The organism is Streptomyces sp. NBRC 109706, assembly GCF_000974485.1.
GTDB lineage: Bacteria > Actinomycetota > Actinomycetes > Streptomycetales > Streptomycetaceae > Streptomyces.
The window spans coordinates 285,890-308,506 of record NZ_BBOM01000012.1; the positions used below are offsets into that span (position 1 = coordinate 285,890).

Genomic DNA, 22,617 nt, shown 5'->3' on the forward strand with positions numbered 1-22,617 from the left:
ATTGAGACGGAGGAACCATGGCAGTGATCGGTGTGGTGGGAGCCGGGGTGATGGGCACCGGCGTCGCCCAGAACCTGGCGACGAGCGGCCACGAGGTGATCCTGGTGGACCGCGACGAGGCGGTGCTCACCCAGGCCAGGGCGACCATCGCCCGCGACTGCCGGATGAGCCGGCTGCTGGGCGGCCCGGCGTTGGACGCGGACGCCGTGCTGGCCTCGGTGACGACGGCCGTCGGCGTCGAGTCGCTGGCCAAGGCGGAGGTGGTGATCGAGAACATCACCGAGAACTGGGAGGCCAAGCGCGCGGTGCACGCCGAGTTGGACCGGGTGTGCCCGCCGGAGACGGTGATCGTCGCCAACACCTCGGCCATCCCCATCACCCGGCTCGCCTCCGTGGGCGACCATCCGCAGCGCGTCGTCGGCGTCCACTTCATGAACCCGGTGCCGGCCAAGCCGGTGGTGGAGCTGATCCCCGGCTTCCACACCGACGAGCGGACCCTGGAGCGCACCAGGGAGCTGCTGACCTCCATGGGCAAGCGCTGGGTCGACGTCAAGGACGCGTCCGGGTTCGTCTCCAACCGGGTGCTGATGCTCACCGTCAACGAGGCGGCGTTCCTGGTGCACGAGGGCGTCGCCACCGCCGAGTCCGTCGACGAGGTCTTCCGCGGCTGCTTCGGGCATCCGATGGGCCCGCTGGAGACCGCCGACCTGATCGGCGTCGACACCATCCTGCACAGCGTCGAGGTGCTCTACGACGCCTACGGCGACAGCAAGTACCGGCCCTGCCCGCTGCTGAAGCAGATGACGGACGCCGGACTGCACGGCCGGAAGACCGGCCGGGGCTTCTACACCTACGCCAACGCCAACTGACCCCATCCGACCCAGCGAACCGATCCACCGGCCAGACCAGGAGCGTGCCATGAGCGAGACCGTGACGACCCCCAGCATCGACGACGTCGGCGACCGGATCTCCGGCTTTGTCACCGACCGTTTCCCCCAGGCGGAGCTGACCCCCTCCCAGGACATCTTCGCGCTGGGCTACATCAACTCCCTCTTCGCGATGGAGCTGGTGATGTTCGTGGAGCGCGCCTTCGCGGTGACCATCCCCAACGAGGAGCTGAACATCGACAACTTCCGCACCGTCGAGTCGATGAGCGCCCTGGTCGGCCGGCTGCGGCCGTCCGTCGCGGCGGGCTGAGCGAGATGACCGACCTACTGACGGCGGTGGACCGCGCCACCGCGCGCCGCTTCGTCGACGAACATGTCGTTCCGCACGCCGGGGCGTGGGACCGGGCCGGGCGGGTACCGGACGAGGTGCTGGCGCGGATCGCCGAGGCCGGGCTGTGGGCGCCGTTCCTGGCGCCCGAACTCGGCGGCGCCGGAACGGACATGGTCACCCTGGGCGAGGTGCACGAGGAGTTCGGCCGTGGCTGCTCCTCGGTGCGCAGCCTGCTGACGGTGCACACGATGCTGGCCTGGGCCCTGCGCCGCTGGGGCAGCGCGGAACAACTCGACCGCTGGGGGCGGGAGGTGGCCACCGGGCGGGTGCTGGGCGCGTTCTGCCTCTCCGAGCCGGGCGCCGGCAGCGACACCTCGGCCATCACCACCACCGCCCGCCCCGAGGGCGGCGGCTGGGTGCTCGACGGCGTCAAGAAGTGGACGACCAACGGTCAACGGGCCGATCTGTTCCTGGTGTTCGCCAGGGGGCCGGCCGCCACGGTCGCCCTGCTGGTGCCCAGAGAGACGCCGGGCGTGACCGTCACCCCCATCGACGACATGCTGGGCACCCGGGCCTCGATGCTCGCCGAGATCACCTTCCGGGATGTGCGGCTCGGCCCCGACGCGCTGCTGGGCCCGGCCGGCTTCGCCTCCGGGATGCTGCTCACCGGCACCCTGGACCTGGGCCGCTACAGCGTCGCCGCCGGCTCCGTCGGCATCGTCCAGGCGTGCCTGGACGCCAGCGCCGCCTATACCGAGACCCGCACCGTGGGCGGGGTGCCGCTGAGCGAACTGCCGCTGATCCGGGCGAAGGTGTCCGAGATGGTCACCGATGTGCGGGCGGCCCGGCTGCTGGTGGCCGAGGCCGGCCGGCTGAAGGACGCGGGCGACGAGGCGACGCTGGCGGCCACCTGGGTCGCCAAGTACTTCGCCTCCACGGCCGCCGCGCGGCACGCCTCGGAGGCGGTGCAGATCCATGGCGCGGCCGGCTGCGCGGGCGACCATCCGGTGTCCCGTTACTACCGGGACGCGAAGGTCATGGAAATCATCGAGGGCAGCAACGAGATCCAGCGGACCACCATCGCTGGCGAGGCGTATCGGAGGCGGGGGGCGTGACCCAGGCCGTGACGACACCGGTGACCGAAACGGTGAAACCCGTGCGGGGCAGGATCAAGTGCGTGGTGTGGGACCTCGACAACACCGTGTGGGACGGGGTGCTGCTGGAGGACGGCGAGGTCCGGGTGCGGCCCGGCGTGGTGGAGCACATCCGCCGGCTGGACGCCATGGGCGTGCTGCACTCCGTCGCCAGCAAGAACGATCCCGACGCGGCGCTGGCCGCGCTGGAACGCCTCGGTCTCGCCGACCTGTTCCTCTATCCGCGCATCTCCTGGAACCCCAAGTCGACGGCGATCCAGGAGATCGCGGCCAAGCTCAACCTGGGCCTGGACGCGTTCGCCTTCGTCGACGACCAGGAGTTCGAGCGGGCCGAGGTCGCCCACGCGCTGCCGCAGGTGACGCTGGTGGACGCCGAGTGCATCGACACGGCGCTGGTGCGCCCCGAGTTCCGGCCCCGGTTTGTCACCGACGAGTCGGGCCGACGGCGCGCGATGTACCAGAGCCAGCTGGCCAGGGACGATCTCCAGGCGGAGTTCGTCGGCACCAGCGAGGACTTCCTCGCCGGCCTCGACATGACGTTCGAGATCGCCCGCGCCCAGCGGGAGGACCTGCAGCGCGCCGAGGAGCTGACGGTCCGCACCAACCAGCTGAACTCCACCGGACGCACCTACTCCTACGACGAGTTGGACGCGCTGCGGTCCTCCCCCGACCATCTGCTGCTGGTGGCCTCGCTGACCGACCGGTTCGGCTCCTACGGGAAGATCGGTCTTGCCCTGGTGGAGCGCGCCACGCCCAACTGGCGGCTCAACATGCTGCTGATGTCCTGCCGGGTGCTCTCCCGAGGCGTCGGCTCGGTGCTGCTCGGCCATGTGATGGGCCTGGCGAAGGCGGCGGGCGCCGGCCTGGAGGCCGACTTCGTGGAGACCGGGCGCAACCGGATGATGCAGATCACCTACGCGTTCAGCGGCTTCCGTGAGGTCGCCAGGGACGGCGCGCACACCACGCTCGCCGCCGATCTGGACGCGCTCCAGCCGCCGCCGGCGTATGTGCGGCTGCGGGTGGAGCCGTGACCGGCGCCCTGGGCGGCTGGCTGCCCCAGCCCCCGACCGGGAGCGGCACCCGGCTGTACTGCCTGCCGCACGCCGGGGGTTCGGCCTCCGCCTTCCGTCCCTGGCTGGGACGGTTGGCGGGGGTCGCCGTCTGCCCCCTGCAACCCCCCGGGCGGGAGACCCGGATGGGCGAGCCGCCCCACAACTCCCTGGACGAGCTGTGCGCCGAGCTGGCGGAGCTGCTGATCGCCGAAACCCCGGGCCCCTACGCCCTGTTCGGGCACAGCCTGGGCGCGCTGGTCGCGTTCGAGCTGATCCACACCGTCCTGGCGCGCGGCGGCCGGCCACCGGCCCATCTGGTGGTCTCCGGCTGTGCCGCGCCCCAGACGCTGACGCCGGACGCCGAGCGGGTGACGGACGAGGAGGTGCTGAAGCTGATGCGGTCCCTCGGCGGCACCCCGGAGGCGTTTCTGGCCGACCCCAGGGTGGCCCGGATGCTGCTGCCCCGGGTGCGGTCCGATCTGGTGATCCGCAACAGCTTCCGCTACCGGCCCAGGCCGCCGCTGGACATCCCGTTGACGGCGCTCGGCGCGGACGCCGATCCCCGGGTCTCCGTCGCGGATGTCGCCGCCTGGCGCGAACAGACCGTCGGCCGGTTCACCGCGCACACCTACCGGGGCGGGCACTTCGCGGTGCTCGACCAGGAGGAGCGCACCCTGGCGGCGCTGCGCGACGCGCTGGCGCCGCTGGCGCCGGTCCCCGGCTGACCGTTCCCACGACAGCGGCCCGGCCGCCCCCCACGGGGCGACCGGGCCGCTGTCTTCTCGGCCGGCGGTCTCAGTCCGCTTCGAGCCCCGCCAGATGGTCCGTGAGGCGGCGCACCGTGGGATGTTCCAGCACCACCGTCGCCGGCAGCCGGACCCCGAAGGCCGCGCCAAGCCGCTCGGCGAGCAGCACCGCGCCCGCCGAACGGCCGCCCAGATCGAAGAAGTTGTCGTCCAGCCCGACCTCCTCGCAGCCCAGCGCCAGACACCACAGCTCGGCGACGGCCCGCTCGTCCGGCGCCTCGGGCCGGGCCGAGACCGGCCGGGCCCGCCCGGCGGGCGGGACGGCGGGCGCGGCGGCCGCCGGCGGACGGTCCACCGTCACCTGCTCCAGATGGCCCGCGGCGGCCAGCAGCCGGTCGACGGCGCCGCCGGCGGCCTCGCCCCCGGCGGCCAGCCAGCGGCCCGCGCCCCCGTGCCGGGCCGCGCGGGCGGCGGCCGCCACCGTCTCCGACGGCGTGATCACCACCCGCGCCAGACCCGCCAGCTCGCCCAACGCGCCCTGCACGGCGTCGAGTTCGGCCGGCGTCGGGCGGACAAGGACGGCCGCGTCCAGCCGCCCGTGCCGCGCCAGGGCCGTCCGCACGGCCGCGTCGAGCGCCGCCGGCGAGGGCTCGGCAACCGGGGTGAGCAGCGCCCCGGCGGCCACCAGCCGCCGCTCGACGGCCTCGTCGGAGCCGACCAGCAGCACCGACCGCCCGTTCGCCCCGGCGCCTTCGGGCAGCGTCACCGGCTCCCGGACGGCCGCCCAGATGCCGGGCCCGCGCACCGCGAGCGGCCCGGCCTCGGGCGCCAGGGCGGCGGCCAGGGCCTGCTCGGGGTCGGCGTCCGGCGCCAGATCCACCTGGTGCGCGCCGAACTCGGCGCCCAGCGCCGCGTGTTCGGGCCGGACCAGATCGGGGCCCAGCACGCCGAGGGCGCCCGAGGTGAACGCCACCAGCTCGGTGGCCGAGAACAGCGCGTCCTCGCCCAGCGCCCCGACCAGCGCGGCCAGCGCCGCCGGATGGTCGCGCGCGTCGTCGGCCAGCGCGAATCCGTACACCACCCGGCGCACCACCCCGACCAGGGCGCCGGGGAGCCGGGCGAGGTCCGCCGCGCCGCCGACGGTGAAGTCGCCGTCGGGCAGCGCCTGGAACGTCTCGCCGGGGCGCACCACGGCCGTCTCGGCGCCGGCGCGCAGCAGCCGGTCGGCCAGGGCCTCGCCCGCCGGGTCGGCGACCAGCAGCAGCCAGGGCCCGGCTTGGCGCAGCCGCCGGTCAAGATCGTGCGTGGGCGGCCGCAGGCGGCGCCAGGCCGGCGCCCAGGTGTCGCCGTCCGGCGCGGTGGCCACCGGCTCGATCCAGTGGCGGGCGCGTTGGAACGGATAGGTGGGCAGCGGCAGTCGGCGCCCCCGGCCGCCGTGCAGGGCCGCCCAGTCGGGCCTGGCCCCGGCCAGCCAGAGCCGGGCCAGCGTCTCCGTCAGCCACCACGCGGGATCGGCGGCGGCGTCGCCCGCGTCGGCGTCGATCTCCTCGGCGGCGCCCTCGGCGATCCGCACGCCCAGCCGGGCCAGGCCGTCGGCCAGCCCGGGGGCGCCCCACAGCCGGCGCACCGCCGCGTCGAGCGCCGGCCCGCCCCGGCCGGTGACGCCGACCGACGGCGGGCGGAGCCCACCACGGGCGTCCCACCAGCGGTCTGGATCGGCGAGCGCGACCAGCGCGTCGGCGTGGTCGCGGACGACCACGGCCCGCCGCAGCGGCAGCGCGCCCCGGGAGACCTGGAGCGTATGGGCGAGATCGGCGAGGTCGGTCTCCGGATGGCGCGCCAGCTGGTCGCGGAGCCTGCCGGTCAGCGCGTCCAGCGCCGCCGGATCGGCGGCGGACAGGGTGAGCAGATGCGGGCCAGGGCGGGGCGCCGCGACGTCCCCGACTTCTCCGGCCGGCGGTTCCTCCAGCACCACATGGGCGTTGGTGCCGCCGACGCCGAAGGAGCTGACGCCGGCCCGGCGCGGCTCGGGCCCCTCGGGCCAGGGCCGGTTCTCGGTGAGCACCGTCAGCCGGTCGGCGGCCGCGGCCAACGCCGGGTTGGGGGAACGGAACCCGGCGGTGGCGGGCAGCACCCGGTCCCGCAGCGCCAGCGCGGCGCGGATCAGCCCCGTCACCCCGGCCGCCCGGTCCAGATGGCCGATCAGCGGCTTGGCCGAGCCCAGCACGCAGGGCGTCTCCCTGGCCCCGGAGAAGACCCGGCCGACCGCGTCCACCTCGATGGAGTCGCCGAGCGGGGTGCCCACCGCATGGCACTCCAGATAGCCGACGGACTCCGGCTTGACGCCGGCGACGGCCTGGGCCGTCTCGATCACGGCGGCCTGGCCGACGACGCCCGGCGCCGCGTAACCGGCCCGGTCGGGCCCGTCGTTGTTGACGGCCGAGCCCAGGATCACGGCGTGCACCGGATCGCCGTCGGCGAGCGCGTCGGAGAGCCGGCGCAGCGCGACGACGGCCGCGCCCGAACTCATCACGGTGCCGTCGGCGGACGCGTCGAGGCTGGCGGCGCGCCCCTCGGGCGAGAGGATGCCGCCCTCCTCCCAGCGGTAGCCGCCGCCCTGGGGCAGCGGCAGATGGGCGCCGCCGGCCAGGGCGAGATCGCATTCGAAGGTGAGCAGGCTCTGGCACGCGAGGTGCACGGCCACCAGCGAGGTGGAGCAGTAGCTCTGCACGGTGAGGCTGGGCCCCGAGAGACCCAGCCGCCAGGAGACCAGGGAGGTCAGCGAGTCCCGTTCGACGCCCGCCGCCAACAGCCGTGCGCCGTCCGGCTCGTGGGCCAGATCGGGCACATGGCGGGTCAGGTAGTCGGGGAAGGCGCAGCCGGCGAAAAGGCCCACGGGAAGCCCGGGGCGGACGGGCGGACGGCCCGCCGACTCCAGCGCCTCCCAGGAGCATTCGAGCAGCAGCCGGTGGTGCGGCTCCAGGGTCCTGGCCTCGCGTTCGGTGAGGCCGAACGCCTGGGCGTCGAACTCCTCAAGGCCCGGCACGGGGCCGGCCACCGGAACGTACCCGGGGCCCTCCCGGACGCCGGCGGCCGCGCGTTCGGCCTCGGTGACGCGGCGCAGCCCGGGGACACCCGCCAGTTGGGCCCGCCACAGCTCGGCGACATCGGCGGCGCCGGGGAAACGGCCGGCCATCCCGACGACGGCCACCGCCTCCTCGTAACCGTTCTCGTTCTCGTCCCCGTCGAACGCCTCGGCGCGTCCCGGGAGTTCGGTGGTTTTCGGGAAGTCCTGCTCGTTCGGGTTCACGGGTGGGTCCCTGCCTCGGTCACGGCGATCACACCAGATGGCTGCGGCCCCACCCGTGGGCGAGGCGGTAGGTCGCGAAGGCCCCGGTGGCCACCGCGATGGAGAGGCAGACCAGGGCGGGCCTGAACGTTCCGCCGGCGTCCCCCTCGACGGCGGCGCGCAGCATGGAGAGACCCCAGTACCCCGGCGAGAACGGGGCGAGATTCTGCGCCCAGCCCGGCATCAGATCCACCGGCAGGAACGTGCCGCCCACCGTGCTGACCACGATGGCGCCCACATCGCAGGCGACGATCAGATCGCCCCGGCTGCGCACCACGGTCGCCAGCGCCGCGCCCATCGCCAGCAGGGTGGTCCCCCACACCGACATCGCGGCCAGCAGCAGCGGCAACGAGACCGGCAGCGGCATCCCGATGACGACGATCCCGTACACGAACAGCACCGTCTGCTGGAAGAGCAGCACCACGAAGACCGGCACCGCCTTGCCGACCAGCAGCTCCCAACGCGCCGCGCGGCTGGCCCGCAGCCGGTCCCAGGTGCGCCACTCGCGTTCCACGAAGATGGCGTTGCCGACGATGGCCATGGCGAAGACGGAGAACATCACCAACTGGCCGGTGACGGCGTGCACGGTGCCGGTCTCCAACGCCTCCTCGTAGAGCGGCTGGAGCATCAGCATGAACACCATGGGCGTCACCAGATAGCTGATCAGCTGGGACGGGTCCCGCAACCGCAGCAGCAGGTTGTAGCCGACCAGCGCCCGGGTGCGGTGGAAGGCGTCGCCCAGGGTGGTGAGGGTGGGCACGGTCCGGGTCTCAGTTGACATGGGTGACCGCCAGGGAGTGGTAGAGGTCGTCGAGGGACGGATGACGCAGTTCGACCGACTCGACGGGCCGGTCCACGGTGCGCAGGATCTCCAGCAGGCTTCCGGTCGGGTCCTGCGAGGAGACGTGCAGCTCCTGGTCGCCCGCCGTCACCCGCACCTCGCCCGGCAGGCCGTCCAGCAGCTCGGCGCTGGTGCCCCTGGCGATGACACGGCCCTTGACCGCGACCGCGAGGGTGGCCTGGAGGACCATCAGCTCGGAGAGGTAGTGGGTGGTGTAGACGACGGCGGTGCCCTCGGCGGCGCGCTGCTTGACCACGTCGAGCAGCGCCGCGCGGGTCTCCGGGTCGGCGCCGGCCGTGGGCTCGTCGAGCAGCAGCAGTCCCGGCCGGTGGATCAGCGCCGTCGCGGCCTGCGCCCGGCGCTGCTGGCCGCCGGAGAGCAGCCCCGCCCTGCGGTCGATGAAGCCGGTCAGCTGGAGCGCGGTGGCCAGCTCGTCGATCGCCGCGCTCAGCGCGCCGCGCCGCAGCCCGGCGATCCCGCCGTACAGCCTCAGATGCTCGCGCACCGTCAACGGGCGGTAGAGCGCGATGTGTTGGGGGGAGATGCCGATCTCGCCACGGGTCTCGGCCGGCGGCCGCCCGCCGACCCTGACGGTGCCGCTGTCGGGCCTGAGCAGGCCGGAGACCATCTCCACAAAGGTGGTCTTGCCGGCGCCGTTGTGACCGACGAGGCCGACGATCTCGCCGGCCTCCACGGTCAGGCTGAAACCGTCGAGCGCGCGCACCTCGTCATAGGCCTTGGTGAGTTCGATGGCCTCTAGCACGGGACCTCCTGGGGCGTGGTGGGTGCGGTCCCCCGCAGCGAAGCGCGCAGGGCGACCCGGTCGAATTTGCCGTTGACGGACCGGGGCAGCGAGGTCCTGACCTCGATGTCACGCGGCACCATGTAGCCGGGCAGCGCCCCGGCCAGCGCGCCGGTGAGCGCGGGAACGGAGACCTCGGCGTCCGCGCGGGCCGTCACCAGCAGCGCGATCCGCTGCCCCAGCCGCTCGTCGGGAACGCCCAACGCGACGGCCTCGCCGACCAGTCCGGTGGCGTACGCCGCCTCCTCGACCTCGGTGGGGCTGACCCGGTAGCCGGAGGTCTTGATCATGTCGTCGGCGCGGCCGACGAAGTACAGATAGCCGTCCTCGTCCCGGTAGACGGTGTCGCCCGACCAGACGGCCGTCTCCTGGCGGCCGGCCGGCGGCTCGCCCGGCACCGGCCGGAACCGCCGGGCGGTGCGCTCCCGGTCCCGCCAGTAGCCGAGGGCCACCAGCGCGCCCCGGTGCACCAACTCGCCGTGCTCGTACGGCTCGCAGGGCGTGCCGTCGGGCCGCACCACCAGGATCTCGGCGTTGGGCACGGCCCGGCCGATCGAGTCGGGACGCCGGTCCACCTGCGCCGGGTCCAGATAGGTGGAGCGGAACGCCTCCGTCAGCCCGTACATCAGATACGGCGCCGCGCCGGGCAGCGCGCGGCGCAGCGCGTCGAGGGCGGCCAGCGGCAGCCGACCGCCGGTGTTGGCGAAGTACCGCAGGCTCGCGGTGGCCTCCTCCGGCCAGTCCGCGTCGGCCAGTTGGAGCCACAGCGGCGGCACACAGGTGAGCCCGGTGACCCGGTGCCTGGCGCACAGCCGGACGACCTCCCCCGGCCTGAGGTAGTTGACCAGCACCAGATGGGCGCCGGCCACCAGGGCCGTGGTGAGCTGGCTGAGACCGGCGTCGAAGCTCAACGGCAGCACGCCCAGCAGCACATCGTCGGCGGTGTGCCCCAGATAGCCGGCGACGCTCTCGGCGCCGGCCAGCAGATTGCGGTGCGAGACCACCACGCCCTTGGGCCCGCCCGTGCTGCCCGAGGTGTACAGGATCGCCGCCGGATCGGCGTCGATCACCCGGTCGGCGGCGTCGTTCCTCATCGGCTCGCCGGTGGCCCACCGCTCCCAGGTGTCCGAGCCGATGGTCACCACCCGTTCGACCGGGCCTTCGGGCCCCAACGCGGCCTCGACGGTGGCCAGCCGCTGCTCGGTGGTGACCAACACCCTCGGGGCGCAGTCCCCGAGGACCTGCCGCACCTGACGCTCCCGCAGCAGCGGGTTGAGCGGCACGAAGACCGCGCCAACGGCGGACGCGGCCAGCAGCGCCACCACCGTCTCCGGGCGCTTCTCGGCATAGACGGCGACCCGGTCGCCCCGGCGCACGCCCCCGGCGTACAGGCCCCCGGCGAACCGTGCCACCCGGTCGGCGAGTTGGGCGTAGGTCAGGGTCTCGTCCCGGTAGCTGAGGGCGGGCCGGTCGGGTGCGCCGCCGGCGAGCAGCCGGTCCACCCGCGCCGGCAGCGGCTCAGGCATCGGCGAACCTCTCCGCCGGGAGCACCCCGCCGACCGCGCGCCACAGCGAACCGACGGTCTCGAACGTCTCCTCGGTGATCAGCTCGTCCGGGAGGTCGAGGCCGTAGGTCTCCTCCAGGTCCGTCAGCAGTTGGACGACCCCCATGGAGTCCAGCCCCAGCGCGGCGAGGTCGTCCGACGGGGCGAGGCCGCCGTCGCCGGCGTAGGGCAGATGCGTCACCAGGGTCGTAAGGAACGTGCGCGGTATGTCCATCGTCGTCACCATGCTCTTCGTTCTTCTCGGACGTCCTCGGCCGGCGGGTCGCCCGCCGGCGCGCCGAGGAAACCAGGGGCCTCCCTCGCCACGCTCTTGTCCCGCTATCACCGCCGCGATGGCGGGGGGAGGGCGTGGAGGTAGTGCGGTGATGAGGGGGTCTGTCACGGTGGCCCGGCTGAGTCCCTCTTCCGCATCGGAGGACACATGACCACGGCTGCCCTGCCGCATATCGGACTGCCCCCCGGGGCTGACCGTCCGCGCGACGCGTCCGGCGACGACCACACGGCGACGCTCTACCGCTATGTGCTCCAGCGGGGCGAGCTGGGCCCGCTGGAGCCGGCCGCCGCCGAACTGGGCGTCCCGGTCTCGACCCTGCTGGTGGCCGCGACGCGCCTGGTGGAGCTGCGGCTGGTCGCCACGGGCGACGGCCCCGACGGACGTCTGGTGCCCACCCCGCCCGAACTGGCCACCGACCTGCTGGTCGCGCCGATCGAACGCGCCATCTACCGACGTCGCGAACTGGCGGACCGGCTGCGCGAGAGCATCCACGCGGTGACAGCGCCGGCCTCGGACGAGGCCGAACCGCGCGTCGAGCCGGACACCCTGACCGGAATCGCCGAGATCCGGGGCCTGTTCAAGCTGGCGACGCCGACCTGCCGAAGGGAACTGGTGGTGCTGCGCCCGGGGCATGTCGCCGAGGAGGTCCTGGACGAACTCCTCGACCCCTGCTTCGAGGTGCTGGAGCGGAAGGTGCCCACCCGGGTGCTGGCCCCGCACCGCAGCCGAACCGGGTTCGCGGCCCGCGCCAAGGCCACCCGGCTCGCGACGGCCGGGGCACAGATCCGCACCCTCAGCCAGGTCCCCCGCGCCGCCGTGGTGTTCGACCGCTCCTCGGCGGTGCTGGTCTCCGTCTCGGAACACGCCGAACCGACCGCGCGCCTGGTCAGGGACGCGGACGTGGTGCGCTTCCTGCTGGAACTCTTCGACCAACTCTGGGAGGACGCCGCCCCGTTCGCCTCCGGCGACCCCGGCTACGCGGAGGCCGCCGACGATCTGCGGCAGTCCCTGGCCCGGCTGATGGCCCAGGGCCTCACGGACGAGGTGATCGCCCGACGCCTGGGCATGTCGGTCCGCACCTGCCGACGCCATATCGCCGAACTCCTCCGCGGCCTGGACGCCGTCAGCCGCTTCCAAGCCGGCGTCCGCGCCGCCACCCGCTTCCCCCTCACCCCACCGAACCACCCAACGGGCTCGGGGGGCTGACGGTCCGGTGCCCGCGCGGGTCGTGCCATGGTGGAACCCGTCGACGACCGGTTGGCGCGGGGGGATCGGGTGCGGCTGTCGCGGGACATCACCGGCTGGGCGTTCCTGGTGGAGGCGGACGGTGTCCGGCATGCGGCACTGGCGGTAGGACTGGCCGCCATCAGCCCGTTCACCGCCGGAGACGGGGCCGGCGGCAGCCTCTTCACCCGCGCGAACGGCTGGTGGGGCCTCCCGGTGCTCCTCTCACTCGACGCGCTGCCCATCGCCCACCCCGTCGACCACCGGTGGTGTGTCACACGGGACGACCAAGGCGTACTGTCCGTCCTCGGCCCGGACGGCGCGCCCTTTGTGCACGACCTTCGCCTGGGACTGCCCCCGGCCTGGCAGGAGACGGCGACCGCCTCGGGTTCCGTCCTGCTGGTCGTCTCCCACCTGCTGTCGGACCCGGACGATCCGCTCGACGCTCTCGACTTCGAGACACGCCAGGGCATGGTGTGCGCCGGCCCCGTGCGTTTCGGCGCGCCGACTCACCGACCGCACACCGGCGAGGACGACACACCGACGGTCACGTTCCTCATCGACCCGGTCGGCACGCTGATGGAGTTGGCACACCATGTGTGCGACCACATCATGTCGTTGCCCCAGGCCAAGCGACAGGCGCGCGAACTGGAGCGGACGCGACGGGCCCTGGCGGAACACGGGGACCGACCCCTTCCCGCCGAGGCGATGGTGACCCTGCTGTTCCGGGACGAGTTCCGCGACGACCGTGGCCTGGCCGAGTTCATGTATGTCTACTGGACGCTGGTCGGCGAGGTGGCCGACGCCTGCGGGGCGGCGGCCGCCTGGCGGGAAGCGGCGCTCCGGGCCGTCGAGTTGGCCGTCCGCCTGGTCGCGAGCCGATGCGATCGCGCGGTGTTCGAGGAGGCCGACGCGCTGGCGTCACGGCTGATCGACACGCCGAGCGATCCCACCGCGCTGGAGGCCGCGCTGCTGGCCGCCGCCCGACTGCGGATGGCCACCAGGGGCCCCGGGGACCTGGCGGCCGACCACTACGCGCGCGGGATGCTCACCGTCTGGTCCGCCCGGCTGGACGCGGATCTGTACCGCATGTGGTTCACCGAAGAGGAGCCCTTCCAGGCCGAGTCCCACCGGCTGTGGGCGGAGGCGGGAGAGCTGCTGCTGCGCGCCCTGGAGCTGGACGGCGGGCGGCGAAAGCCCCGGCTCCTGGCGTCGCTTGCGCAGATCCTCGCGGACGGGAAGGGAGTTCGCCAGGACTACGCGGGGGCTGCCCTGTCCACCTGGCTCGCCTCGTCCACCTCGTCCACCTCGGACGATCCGGATGTCGGCCTGTTCCTCCTCCGGGTGCTTGACGACCTTCCCGGGGAGCTGGTCGACGGGTTGCCCGGGTCGCTGTTCGGATCGTCCCTGCCCGATTTCGTGGCCGCCCATGGCAGCGACACCACCGCGAAGGTGATCAGCCAGGGCGTCAACCTGGCCCTGGAACGCGCCGACCGGCAGCTGCTGCGCACCGTGCTGGACTGGGCGGAACGGCTCGACGTCCCCGGGGACCACGCCCACCGCAGGCAGTTGACCGAGGCGCGGCTCCATGTGCTGCCCGACGATCCCACCGGATGCCCGGGCCCTGACCATCCGCTCGCCGCCTCGTTCCCACTCTCCTGGGCCGACGGGCAACGGTCGGCGGCGCTGCTGCACGCGGCCGCACACGCCCGCGACCTGCGGCAACCGGCGCTGGGGCTGACCCTCCTGAGGCAGGCGGGCGAGTTCAGGAGCGAAGAGGCCAGGCTGCTGACGGCGGACCTGTACCACCAGGCCGCCGAGGCGGGCGAGCCGGTCTCCGGCCCTGTCCCGTTCCCCTGTGGCTACTACACCTATGCGGCACTCGGCTATGCCTCGCTCGGCTTCGAGGAACTGGCGCGGGCGAGCCTGGTGCCGTTCGTGCAGCGGGTGGGCACCCTCCGGGGCGAGGAACTCGGGGGCGCGCTGTCCGCGATCCTCGTGGACGTGCCGAACTTCGACACGAGCCGCGCGCCCGAACTCGGCGGGCTCCTGCGCGACCTCGTGCACTCGGCTGTCTGGCAGCTCGCCGTGAATTCCGAGACTCTCCCGCTGGGGCTGATGCTCGGTCTGCACCAGGCCGGCAAGGGACCGGAGTTGGGCGCGTGGTGGCGGATCGACGGCCCGCTCACGCTGCCCGCGCACCTCCAGCACCTGCTCGGCAAGCTGCGTGACCTGGAGGAACCCGCCGCCTCCCGCGGCGCGTCGGGCATGTCGACGAACCTGCTGAACGTCCTGGACGGCGACCGCCGTCCCGGCGGCCGCGACACCCGAGGGATCGCCAGGAACGTGCGGTGGCGCGTCTCGTCGCTCATCGACGAGGAGCTGAGCCGCCGCTCGACAGCGCTCATCGACGACCAGCACCTCTGGCGGCGGACAAACGAGCTGCTGGACGACCGGACCGTGCTGCTGACCTGGTTCCTGCCCGCCGCCGTCAGCGGCGCGGCCGTGCTTGTCGCGGTCACCCGGGAGAGCCAGACACTCGTCGTGCACCTGGGCGACGGCGCGGACGAGAACAGCGACCGGCACCCGGTGGCGGACCGGGTCGAGGCGATCCGCACGGAGATCGAACGCGACCCGCTGTTCGGCGATGTGACGCCGGAAGGCGACCGACTGCTGCGGCAGCCGGGCGACATACCGCTCGGCGACGGCGAACTGTGGGACGGATGGCAGGCGCGGGGCAAGGACCGGATCCTGGCCTGGCCGCACGGCGCGCTGCACTACCTGCCGCTACCGCTGTGCCATATCGGGGACCGGATGATCGCCGACAGCTGGACGGTCACCACCATCGCCGGTCTCGAAGCCCTGACGCCCGCACCCGCCCCCGGCCCCGTACGGCCGCGCCGCACCGCGGTGTTGGCCTCCGCCGACGGCGGCGTGCCCTACGGGCTGCACGCCGAACCGGCGTTGGAGGAGCACGCGCGGCAGGTCGCCGACGCGGTCGGGGCCGAGGCCGTCACCGGACCGGCGGCCACGCGGGCGGGACTGCTCGCCGAACTGGCCACGGCGGACGTGGTGCATATCGCCGTGCACGGAACGCTGGACCAGGATGCCCCGTGGATGCACTGTCTCTATCTCACCCCGGGCCGTGACGACGACGGCCGAGTCCTGGCCTCCGACTTCCTGGAGGCCGATCTGCGCGGTGTCCGCCTCGTCACGCTCGCCGCGTGCGAGTCCGCGCTGGGCCGATTCGACCGCGCGGACAACGTCCGTGGCATCCCGTCGGCCCTGATCACCGCCGGCGCGCAGGCCGTCGTCGGGTGCCTGTGGCCCGTACGCCCGAAGCCGGCCACGTACTTCTACCACCACATGCACCGTGAGATCGCGCACGGCACGGACCCGGAGCGCGCCTTCCGCGAGGCCCAACTCGCCACCCGCGCCCGCTATCCCCACTACCGTGACTGGGGAACGTTCACCTACCTGCATGGTCTGAGCAAGGGAGCCGTGGCATGACCGAGGTCCGGTCGCACGAGATCGAGCTCGTGCCGGAGCACACCCTCGGCAGCCCGGCCGACGACGAGCCGCTGCGCGGCAGGCTCACCTTCGGCTGGGACGTGCTGCCCGCCGACCACGAGGGCGTGCCCACCGAGTGGGCGTCCTACGTCAGGGCGGCGCCCGACCGCGAGTTCCGGCACCTGCTGATGGTGTGCTCCTTCCGCCCGGAGACACCGACCGCCAGAGGTACCTTCCACCACGCCTCCCTGGGGGTGGCACTGTCCACACCGGACGGCCCGACCCGGCCCGTCGCGCGACTGATCGACCCCGGCGAACGCACCCGCCCGGCCACCGGCTCCGGCACGGGCATGAACTTCACGGTCAGGGCAGGTCTGCTGAACGTGGGCGTGGAGAAACCAGCGGGCGCGGGCCCGGAAAACGACCGGTGGATCGTCCGCGGCCACGGCGCGTCCCAACCGAACCCGCAGTGGGAGTTCCGCCGTACCAAGGGCTTCCCCCTGGTCGGCGACCACCCGGTGGCCGCCCTGGTGGAACTCGTCCCCGACCAACTGAACACGGCGGAAGCCCTGTTGGCCGCCGAACTACAACGCCACGACTGGGGCATCCGCCGCTACCGAGCACGCCTCGCACCGTCGCCCCACACCATCGTGCTGTCGAAGTGACGACGATCTCCTTGCCGGGGTGCCTGGCGCTGCCGGGGGTGCTGTTTCCCCTGGCCAGAGTCGCGCGGCAAGCCGCGTGATCCGGCTCATGCCGCCCTGTACCGGGCAGCCCGCGCGGCATCGCTCACGCGCCGCCGTCGGCTGGTCAGCACGTGGTCAGATCCGGGTGAGGTCGAATTCCACCGGGAAGGGAGCCACGACCTTGAGGACGCCGGTGAACACGTCTCCGTCCCGATACGTGTTCGTCGCGGGGTCGAGAACGTAGGTGTACACGAGAGGAACGCCTGTCGCGGCTTGCTCGATCCGCCAGTAGAAGCCGATGCCGGCCTTGGCGTACTGGTCGACCTTCACGATCCGGTCGGTGGTCTCGGAGCCCGGCGACACCACCTCCGCGACCAGCAGCACATGCTCAGGGCGCGTGGGGGCGATATCGATCGTGTCCGCCCGGTATACAACGACGTCCGGGCGGCGATTGGTCAGCGGAACGTCCTGCAGCCGGACGTCGAAGTCCGTGTCGGCATTCCACTCCGGGCCCGCAGCCGCGTCCAAGGCGTTCGCGAGAATCCTGGCCACTCGATTGTGCCGTTTGGACGCGCTCGGACTCACGACGACCATCCCATCCACGATCTCGATGCCGGCGCACTGTTCCTCGGACCAGGACTCGTACTCCTCCGCCGTGATCTGCTCATGCATCCACGCTGGGGCGACCATCTCGGCCGTCATGAAGCACCTCCCAGACACTGTGTCGCGGGCCCGATCCCGTGCGTTCAGGGTACTTCTGCGATCCGTCCGGCACGCTGATCCCACTCATACACTGCCCGCCGAGCGGTCTCCAATCGGTGAGCCAGCGGTGGTCAGGAATCGGCGCGGTGGACTGGCCACCGGGGGATCGGAACAGACGAGCGGCGTCGTTGACCTGGTGGCCGAGGCGACGAAGATCTCGCGGGACACCCCCGGAAGCTCCTGTGCCGACGCGATAGGCACGGCTGGAAACCGCTCGTACGGCATTGCGGAAGCCTCCGGCTACCTGGAAGGGGCCCGGCGCAGAGCACGACTCCGAAGGCGAAACAGGCATAAGCCGCATAGCGCCCCCTCAGAAGCGCTGACCCCACGCGACGCCAGAGCACCAACGACCACCCACCTGCACTTCTTGTCAGAACGACAGGAAGCACAGTACGGTTCGCCTCATGCAAGCTGACGCATGGGTCCCCACACCGGTGCTACTGACAGTCGATCTCGTGATCCTGACGCTGCGCGAGAGGGAGCTGTGTGTACTCCTTGTGGAGCGGAGCGAAGATCCTTTTCAGGGCATGCCGGCTCTGCCCGGCGGATTCCTCAATCACGGCGGCGAGGAGATCCTGGACGCCGCCTACCGCGAGTTGCGCGAGGAAACCTCCCTCGTCGCCGGGGAGGTGCATCTTGAGCAACTCGCCACCTACGGCGGCGCGGGCCGCGACCCACGGGGACGCGTCGTTTCCGTGGCCCATTTGGCGATCGCGCCTGAGCTACCCGAACCGGTGGCGGGAACGGACGCCAGGGACGCGGCGTGGGCTCCTGCGGAATCCGTCCTGTCCGGGGCGATGGAACTGGCCTTCGACCATCGCCAGATCGTGAAGGACGGAGTCGAACGCGCCCGCACCAAGCTCGAATTCTCGGCACTGGCCACGGCCTTCTGCGCAGATGTTTTCACCATTGTCGAGTTGCAGCAGGTCTACGAAGCGGTTTGGGGAACCGAACTCGACACCCGCAATTTCTACCGCAAGATCCAGACCATCAAGGGGTTCATCATCCCCGCAGGGTCGGAACGCAGGGCCACAGGAGGGCGGCCCGCACGACTGTACCGCGCCGGGCCAACGACGACGTTGTTCCCGCCATTGATCCGGCCCGTGCCGTCCGGAGCGGAAAAAGACCTGAGAGAGAAAGGGAATTAGATGTCGAAGGACCCGGTGGTGATCCTCACTGCGCTCAATCTCGAATACCAGGCCATGCGCCAGAGACTGACCGGTCCTGAGGTCCATCGCCACAAGCGCGGTACGCGTTTCGAGGTGGGAACCGTACAGGGCACTTCGTGTCGCATCGTGCTGGGTTTGACGAACAAGGGGAACCAGTCGGCCGCGGTCATCGCCGAGCGGGCGATACAGGAGTTCTCGCCGGTGGCCCTGTTGTTCGTCGGAGTCGCCGGCGCCCTGTGGGAGACCGCCAGACTGGGCGACGTCGTGATGGCGACCCATGTTTACGCCTACCACGGCGGAACCAGCGAGGACGACGGCCTCAAGTCCCGTCCCCGGGTATGGGAGACGGCGCACGGGATCCAGCAACTCGGCTCGCACCTGGCCCGCGTGGACGACTGGGCCGGCGACCTGCCCGACCGTGAGCGCGTGCCGCAGGTGCGCTTCGGCGCCATCGCCGCGGGCGAGGTCGTACAGAACTCGAAGATCTCGGCCGAGGCACGGTGGATTCGGCAGCACTACAACGACGCGCTCGCGATCGAGATGGAGGCCGCCGGCGTAGCGCAGGCCGGTCATCTCAACGGAGCGCCTGTGGCCATCATCCGGGGAATCAGCGACCGGGCGGACGGCACAAAGAGCAGCGCGAACGACCGTAACTGGCAACCACAGGCCGCGGCGAACGCGGCGGCATTCGCCACCCGGCTGGCCGTGGAACTGGTAGCAGAACAGGAGCAGATCGCAATGTCTCAAGCGGATCAGCCCCAGACGGGCGGCAGAACGCAGGAGCACATCAGCAACACCGCCCATAACAGCACGATCGGCATCATGGCCGGTTCGGTCAAGGAGAGCAGCGTCTTCATGAACGCGGCCCCGCAGACCACCAGTTCGACTGGCCTGGCCGCGGACCTGGATGGTTTCCGTGAGCACATGAAGCGCCACCACCTTGAGGGAGCACTCGACGGCGACACCTACCAGGAGGCACTGGTCGAGCTTCGCTTCGCCCGCCAGGCCGCGGGCGAGAACTCCCCCGAGACCTCAAGGAAGACGACTATGGCGCTCAAGAGGTTACGTGGTCTGATCGCGGATTCTCCCGAGTTGACGGCCAGGCTGGCCCCCATGGTCGTCGCGGCAGGCAACTTGTCATGAATGACGGCAGCGGTGCCCAGCACATTTCGGCCGCTTACAACTCCACCATCGGAATCCAGGCCGAGACCGTACACGACTCCAACGTCTACTTCGTCCACCCGGACGCGTCGCCTCAGGAAAAGTACAAGGTCGGTGTGCGGTTTCTGGAGGATGGCGTCCCCAGCCGGGCCCGCGACATGATCAGCGACGCGATCGCGCACGGATACGACAGCGCCGAAGTGCGTTTCCACTGGGTGCTCGCCATGCTCAGCGCTCGCGCCTACCACGACCTCAGCACCGAGGAGGTCCAGCGTCTGCACCATGCCTCCGGGCTCGTGCGGACCTATGCCGAGGGAGAGTGGAAAGACGCCCTTCGGGTGGCTTTCGAACTGCTGGCGATGCTCGGCACCGCGGTCGGCGAAACGGAGCGCATATCGGAGCGGTTGCAGGCCCTGTCGCCTCGCCGACGTGACGCGATCGTCCACCACCTCGACCTCGTCCTCACCGGAGGGCTGAAGGACAGCCTGTGGGCCGAGAACCGAGAGCGGGCCGAGGCAGCTCGTTTCGAGAACGACCGAGTCAACCGGGTCTGGGCGTATTTCGAACCCGAGCCCATCGGACCACGGGCCATGCCACCCCGCCCCGGCACCGCTGCCGCCGCCCAAGCGGCCTTTCCTCTTCGAGCCGGCGCCTTCGTCATCGTCACGGCCTTCCTCTGGGCCCTCGCGCTGGCCGCGGATCCGTCTGAGGCCTTCATCGAGTTACTGGTGGGCATCGCTGCGGGTCTGACCGCTACTCAATTCGGTCCGCAGTGGTGGCACCAGGAACAACAACGAAGGACCCAGGCCCGGGAGCCCCACACCCCACAAACGCAGGATCCCACCTCCACCGGTGGCGGGTTCACCAATCGGGTCCGCCATTCGTTCGACCACTACTTCAGTGTTCGCACGCCTCAGGGATTCACGCCTCACGAATGGCGTGATCGCACCATCCACATCCGCGACAGGCTCGCCACTGAGATCGCTCTTCTCTACCGCGAGAGCCGCATCAGCGTGGACCGGGTCAACTGGCTGATCCGCTATCTCGCCGAGGACGCTCGGGACCGCTACAACAAGGGCACCCTGTTCGACGACCGCGATCGGAACCAGACGCCGTTGGTGGCGAAGGCGCTGTGCGTGGTCGCCCTCGCCGCTCTCGGCGGCGCGGCTCTGGCACTTCTCGAAACAGCGGCCTCAGGTGCCGGCACGTCGCAGATGCCGCTGGCCACCCTGGCATTGGCCGGAGCGGTCGTATCCGGACGCGCGGCCGTTGCCTCCTGGCTGGTGGCCCAGGGCGAAGAGCTCCGGTTGGCCAAGGAAACCCAGGAGTACCAGGAGCAGTTGACAACTCGGCGAGTCGCCTACCAGAAGTGGAAGTCGTTCCTGGACGCCATGCGGCCCAGTGAGCTGGAAATGGAGACCTGGCTCACCTGCGACAAGACGCTCTTCGTCGACGAAGCGCTCCGCCACTACCAGCTCACCTGGCACGATCTGATCACCCATACCATCCTGCTGACACCCGCGCGTCCCTACAAACGAGGCCGCGTGAAGGGCGGTCCCTGGCGATACTCGCGCTACAGCTTCCGTCTTTTCCTGGTCACACAGGACGGTGTTCGGGAGATCAGCACGGAGTTCGATTTCACCGACGCGAAGCGCGGGAACGAGCAGCAGCGAAGCAACTACCGTTTCGACGCGCTGTCCTCAGTGCAGGTTACAGAGAGTTCCCGTGTCGGCTACGACCTGGAACTCATCCTGACCAACGGGCCGGCCAGAAACATCCGCGTCAAAGACGCTGACACCCATCAACTGGCACCGGATGAAAACGCCCAGGAACTGGCCGACATCAGCCTCAACGCGAGTGGGTTCATCCACGCCTTCCGTCTCCTGGAAGGAATCGCTGCCGACGGAAAGGGTTGGATCGAGAGAAACAACCCCAAGAACCTGCCGTCCTTCCGTACCGCCGACTGAGCCCGCGGTGGGGAAGGGACCGGAGCACCGGTCCCTTCCCCACCCACTCACCAGTCCCGCCGGAGTCGAGCTGAGGAGCCGTCCATGGCCGCCACAGAAGACGTCACCGAGAGCAGACTGTTGCTGGCCGAGTACGACCGCATCAAGGAGGAGCAGAAGACCCGCATAGGGTTCCGCGACAATCTGCTCTACTTCACACTCGCCGCGTCCACCGCCGTCCTCGCGATCGCCGTCCAGACCACGCAGGCTCGACTGCTGCTCGTCATCCCGGTGATCTGCCTGGTACTCGGCTGGACCTACCTGGTCAACGACGAGAAGATCTCCGCGGTCGGGTGCTACATCCGCGACCAGCTGGGACCGCGGTTGGCCGAGCTGAGCGGTGCCAGCGGCGCGGTGTTCGGCTGGGAGACCTACCATCGCGGCGATGAAAGACGCACCACGCGCAAGCGACTACAGACCGCGGTGGATCTGTTCACGTTCTTGGCCCTACCCATGGCCTGCGTGACAACGTTCTGGTGCTCCCCCACCACCCCGCCGCCGCTCTTGATCGCGTCCCTCACACAGACACTTGCCCTGGCCGTTCTGGGCTGGCAGTTCCTGCGCTACGCGGAGTGGTAGCGCTGCCCCCCGGCCAGCACCCGGCCGCCCGGCACCCTCCCCCTCGCACCGCGCGACACGCACCGGCCGCTCCCCCGGGCCGAACGCCCCGGAGCAGAGACGCTCCGGGGCGTTCACGCTGGTGCCCCCGGCAGGATTCGAACCTGCGACACCCGCTTTAGGAGTTCGGACCGACACCCCGCCCGACGGGCGGACGCCACGCCCGTCCGTACGCCACGGTCCCCGCCGGTCCGTCCTCGTCCGGGCCCGTTGATGTCAGCGATGGATGTCAGGAACGGCGCCCTCCCGGGTCACTTCTTACGGCACTTGCCGGCCTTCTTCGCCTCACGCTTCTTGTGTCGAGCGACGGCGTAGGACGTCAACGAGCCCTGATGTTGCTCGCACCGAGATGTGCCCGTCATGGGCTCCTTCCGGCATGCCGTGCCCTTCTTGGTCCTGTGGCCACATTTGAACAACTGCTTGGGCACCAGCTTCCTCCTCGAAGATCCGTGACCGGGCCGGCGGCCACCGGCCCCGTCG

18 protein-coding genes are annotated in these 22,617 nt (G+C 71.3%); 12 read left to right on the forward strand and 6 right to left on the reverse strand.

Translation table 11 applies throughout. The features are described from left to right. Window positions 1–17 precede the first annotated feature (17 nt). Genes AOM46_RS28490 through AOM46_RS28510 form a run of 5 tightly spaced genes read left to right on the forward strand, consistent with a single transcriptional unit; the run spans window position 18 to window position 4,149 of the window. Window positions 18–869 (forward strand): 3-hydroxyacyl-CoA dehydrogenase family protein, encoded by an 852-nt coding sequence (locus AOM46_RS28490; protein WP_062216678.1) that lies wholly within the window; start codon window positions 18–20, stop codon window positions 867–869. A 49-nt stretch (window positions 870–918) separates the two neighbouring features. After that, window positions 919–1,197 carry an acyl carrier protein gene (locus AOM46_RS28495; protein ID WP_062216681.1) on the forward strand — a complete coding sequence of 93 codons (279 nt, stop codon included), beginning with the start codon at window positions 919–921 and terminating at the stop codon, window positions 1,195–1,197. Between the two features lie 5 nt (window positions 1,198–1,202). After that, a complete protein-coding gene (locus tag AOM46_RS28500; protein WP_062216684.1) occupies window positions 1,203–2,333 on the forward strand; it encodes an acyl-CoA dehydrogenase family protein in 1,131 nt (376 codons plus the stop codon). A gap of 41 nt (window positions 2,334–2,374) precedes the next feature. After that, window positions 2,375–3,403 (forward strand): HAD family hydrolase, encoded by a 1,029-nt coding sequence (locus AOM46_RS28505; RefSeq protein WP_234314082.1) that lies wholly within the window; start codon window positions 2,375–2,377, stop codon window positions 3,401–3,403. After that, window positions 3,400–4,149: a thioesterase II family protein gene (locus AOM46_RS28510; protein WP_062216687.1), complete on the forward strand. Its 750-nt coding sequence runs from the start codon at window positions 3,400–3,402 to the stop codon at window positions 4,147–4,149. Before AOM46_RS28505 ends, AOM46_RS28510 begins: the two co-directional genes overlap by 4 nt. 70 nt (window positions 4,150–4,219) lie before the next feature. On the opposite strand, the gene AOM46_RS28515 is transcribed toward AOM46_RS28510, so the two are convergent. From AOM46_RS28515 to AOM46_RS28535, 5 genes are read right to left on the reverse strand one after another with little or no spacing between them, the layout of a single operon-like run. After that, entirely contained in the window at window positions 4,220–7,480 is a 3,261-nt protein-coding gene (locus tag AOM46_RS28515; RefSeq protein ID WP_062216690.1) for a type I polyketide synthase, read from the reverse strand. Between the two features lie 28 nt (window positions 7,481–7,508). Continuing rightward, window positions 7,509–8,300, reverse strand: coding sequence for an ABC transporter permease (locus AOM46_RS28520; protein ID WP_062216694.1), 792 nt, complete (start codon window positions 8,298–8,300; stop codon window positions 7,509–7,511). Beyond that, window positions 8,290–9,123: an ABC transporter ATP-binding protein gene (locus AOM46_RS28525; protein WP_062216696.1), complete on the reverse strand. Its 834-nt coding sequence runs from the start codon at window positions 9,121–9,123 to the stop codon at window positions 8,290–8,292. The genes AOM46_RS28520 and AOM46_RS28525 overlap by 11 nt, the downstream gene beginning before the upstream one ends. Then, complete coding sequence (locus AOM46_RS28530) at window positions 9,117–10,688, reverse strand: acyl-CoA ligase (AMP-forming), exosortase A system-associated (RefSeq protein WP_062216698.1); 1,572 nt, start codon at window positions 10,686–10,688, stop codon at window positions 9,117–9,119. The genes AOM46_RS28525 and AOM46_RS28530 overlap by 7 nt, the downstream gene beginning before the upstream one ends. Continuing rightward, the gene (locus AOM46_RS28535; protein WP_062216700.1) at window positions 10,681–10,953 is read right to left on the reverse strand and encodes a phosphopantetheine-binding protein; all 273 of its coding nucleotides are present in this window, start codon (window positions 10,951–10,953) and stop codon (window positions 10,681–10,683) included. Before AOM46_RS28535 ends, AOM46_RS28530 begins: the two co-directional genes overlap by 8 nt. A gap of 195 nt (window positions 10,954–11,148) precedes the next feature. Here AOM46_RS28535 and AOM46_RS28540 point away from each other — a divergent pair, with 195 nt between their 5' ends. Genes AOM46_RS28540 through AOM46_RS28550 form a run of 3 tightly spaced genes read left to right on the forward strand, consistent with a single transcriptional unit; the run spans window position 11,149 to window position 16,400 of the window. Continuing rightward, window positions 11,149–12,207 (forward strand): helix-turn-helix transcriptional regulator, encoded by a 1,059-nt coding sequence (locus AOM46_RS28540; protein ID WP_062216702.1) that lies wholly within the window; start codon window positions 11,149–11,151, stop codon window positions 12,205–12,207. Between the two features lie 27 nt (window positions 12,208–12,234). After that, window positions 12,235–15,735, forward strand: coding sequence for a CHAT domain-containing protein (locus tag AOM46_RS28545; RefSeq protein WP_062216704.1), 3,501 nt, complete (start codon window positions 12,235–12,237; stop codon window positions 15,733–15,735). Further along, window positions 15,732–16,400 carry a hypothetical protein gene (locus AOM46_RS28550; protein ID WP_062216705.1) on the forward strand — a complete coding sequence of 223 codons (669 nt, stop codon included), beginning with the start codon at window positions 15,732–15,734 and terminating at the stop codon, window positions 16,398–16,400. The genes AOM46_RS28545 and AOM46_RS28550 overlap by 4 nt, the downstream gene beginning before the upstream one ends. 156 nt (window positions 16,401–16,556) lie before the next feature. Here AOM46_RS28550 and AOM46_RS28555 read toward each other — a convergent pair whose 3' ends face one another. Continuing rightward, window positions 16,557–17,123: a Uma2 family endonuclease gene (locus tag AOM46_RS28555; RefSeq protein WP_062216707.1), complete on the reverse strand. Its 567-nt coding sequence runs from the start codon at window positions 17,121–17,123 to the stop codon at window positions 16,557–16,559. Window positions 17,124–17,587: 464 nt separating this feature from the next. On the opposite strand from AOM46_RS28555, the gene AOM46_RS28560 reads away from it, so the two are divergent. The 4 genes from AOM46_RS28560 to AOM46_RS28575 all read left to right on the forward strand — a co-directional run bounded on the left by AOM46_RS28560 (window position 17,588) and on the right by AOM46_RS28575 (window position 22,098). After that, window positions 17,588–18,331: an NUDIX domain-containing protein gene (locus AOM46_RS28560; protein WP_078857275.1), complete on the forward strand. Its 744-nt coding sequence runs from the start codon at window positions 17,588–17,590 to the stop codon at window positions 18,329–18,331. Then, window positions 18,332–19,495, forward strand: coding sequence for a 5'-methylthioadenosine/S-adenosylhomocysteine nucleosidase (locus AOM46_RS28565; protein ID WP_062216710.1), 1,164 nt, complete (start codon window positions 18,332–18,334; stop codon window positions 19,493–19,495). Further along, entirely contained in the window at window positions 19,492–21,480 is a 1,989-nt protein-coding gene (locus AOM46_RS28570; protein ID WP_199824076.1) for a hypothetical protein, read from the forward strand. Before AOM46_RS28565 ends, AOM46_RS28570 begins: the two co-directional genes overlap by 4 nt. Before the next feature lie 84 nt (window positions 21,481–21,564). Beyond that, window positions 21,565–22,098: a hypothetical protein gene (locus AOM46_RS28575; protein WP_062216713.1), complete on the forward strand. Its 534-nt coding sequence runs from the start codon at window positions 21,565–21,567 to the stop codon at window positions 22,096–22,098. Window positions 22,099–22,617 lie beyond the last annotated feature (519 nt).

Coding starts and splice junctions, on each gene's coding strand:
- AOM46_RS28490 (WP_062216678.1), top strand. CDS start 18: ATGGCAGTGATCGGTGTGGTGGGAGCCGGGGTGATGGGCACCGGCGTC.
- AOM46_RS28495 (WP_062216681.1), top strand. CDS start 919: ATGAGCGAGACCGTGACGACCCCCAGCATCGACGACGTCGGCGACCGG.
- AOM46_RS28500 (WP_062216684.1), top strand. CDS start 1,203: ATGACCGACCTACTGACGGCGGTGGACCGCGCCACCGCGCGCCGCTTC.
- AOM46_RS28520 (WP_062216694.1), bottom strand. CDS start 8,300: ATGTCAACTGAGACCCGGACCGTGCCCACCCTCACCACCCTGGGCGAC.
- AOM46_RS28530 (WP_062216698.1), bottom strand. CDS start 10,688: ATGCCTGAGCCGCTGCCGGCGCGGGTGGACCGGCTGCTCGCCGGCGGC.
- AOM46_RS28535 (WP_062216700.1), bottom strand. CDS start 10,953: ATGGTGACGACGATGGACATACCGCGCACGTTCCTTACGACCCTGGTG.
- AOM46_RS28540 (WP_062216702.1), top strand. CDS start 11,149: ATGACCACGGCTGCCCTGCCGCATATCGGACTGCCCCCCGGGGCTGAC.
- AOM46_RS28545 (WP_062216704.1), top strand. CDS start 12,235: ATGGTGGAACCCGTCGACGACCGGTTGGCGCGGGGGGATCGGGTGCGG.
- AOM46_RS28550 (WP_062216705.1), top strand. CDS start 15,732: ATGACCGAGGTCCGGTCGCACGAGATCGAGCTCGTGCCGGAGCACACC.
- AOM46_RS28555 (WP_062216707.1), bottom strand. CDS start 17,123: ATGACGGCCGAGATGGTCGCCCCAGCGTGGATGCATGAGCAGATCACG.
- AOM46_RS28560 (WP_078857275.1), top strand. CDS start 17,588: ATGCAAGCTGACGCATGGGTCCCCACACCGGTGCTACTGACAGTCGAT.
- AOM46_RS28565 (WP_062216710.1), top strand. CDS start 18,332: ATGTCGAAGGACCCGGTGGTGATCCTCACTGCGCTCAATCTCGAATAC.
- AOM46_RS28570 (WP_199824076.1), top strand. CDS start 19,492: ATGAATGACGGCAGCGGTGCCCAGCACATTTCGGCCGCTTACAACTCC.
- AOM46_RS28575 (WP_062216713.1), top strand. CDS start 21,565: ATGGCCGCCACAGAAGACGTCACCGAGAGCAGACTGTTGCTGGCCGAG.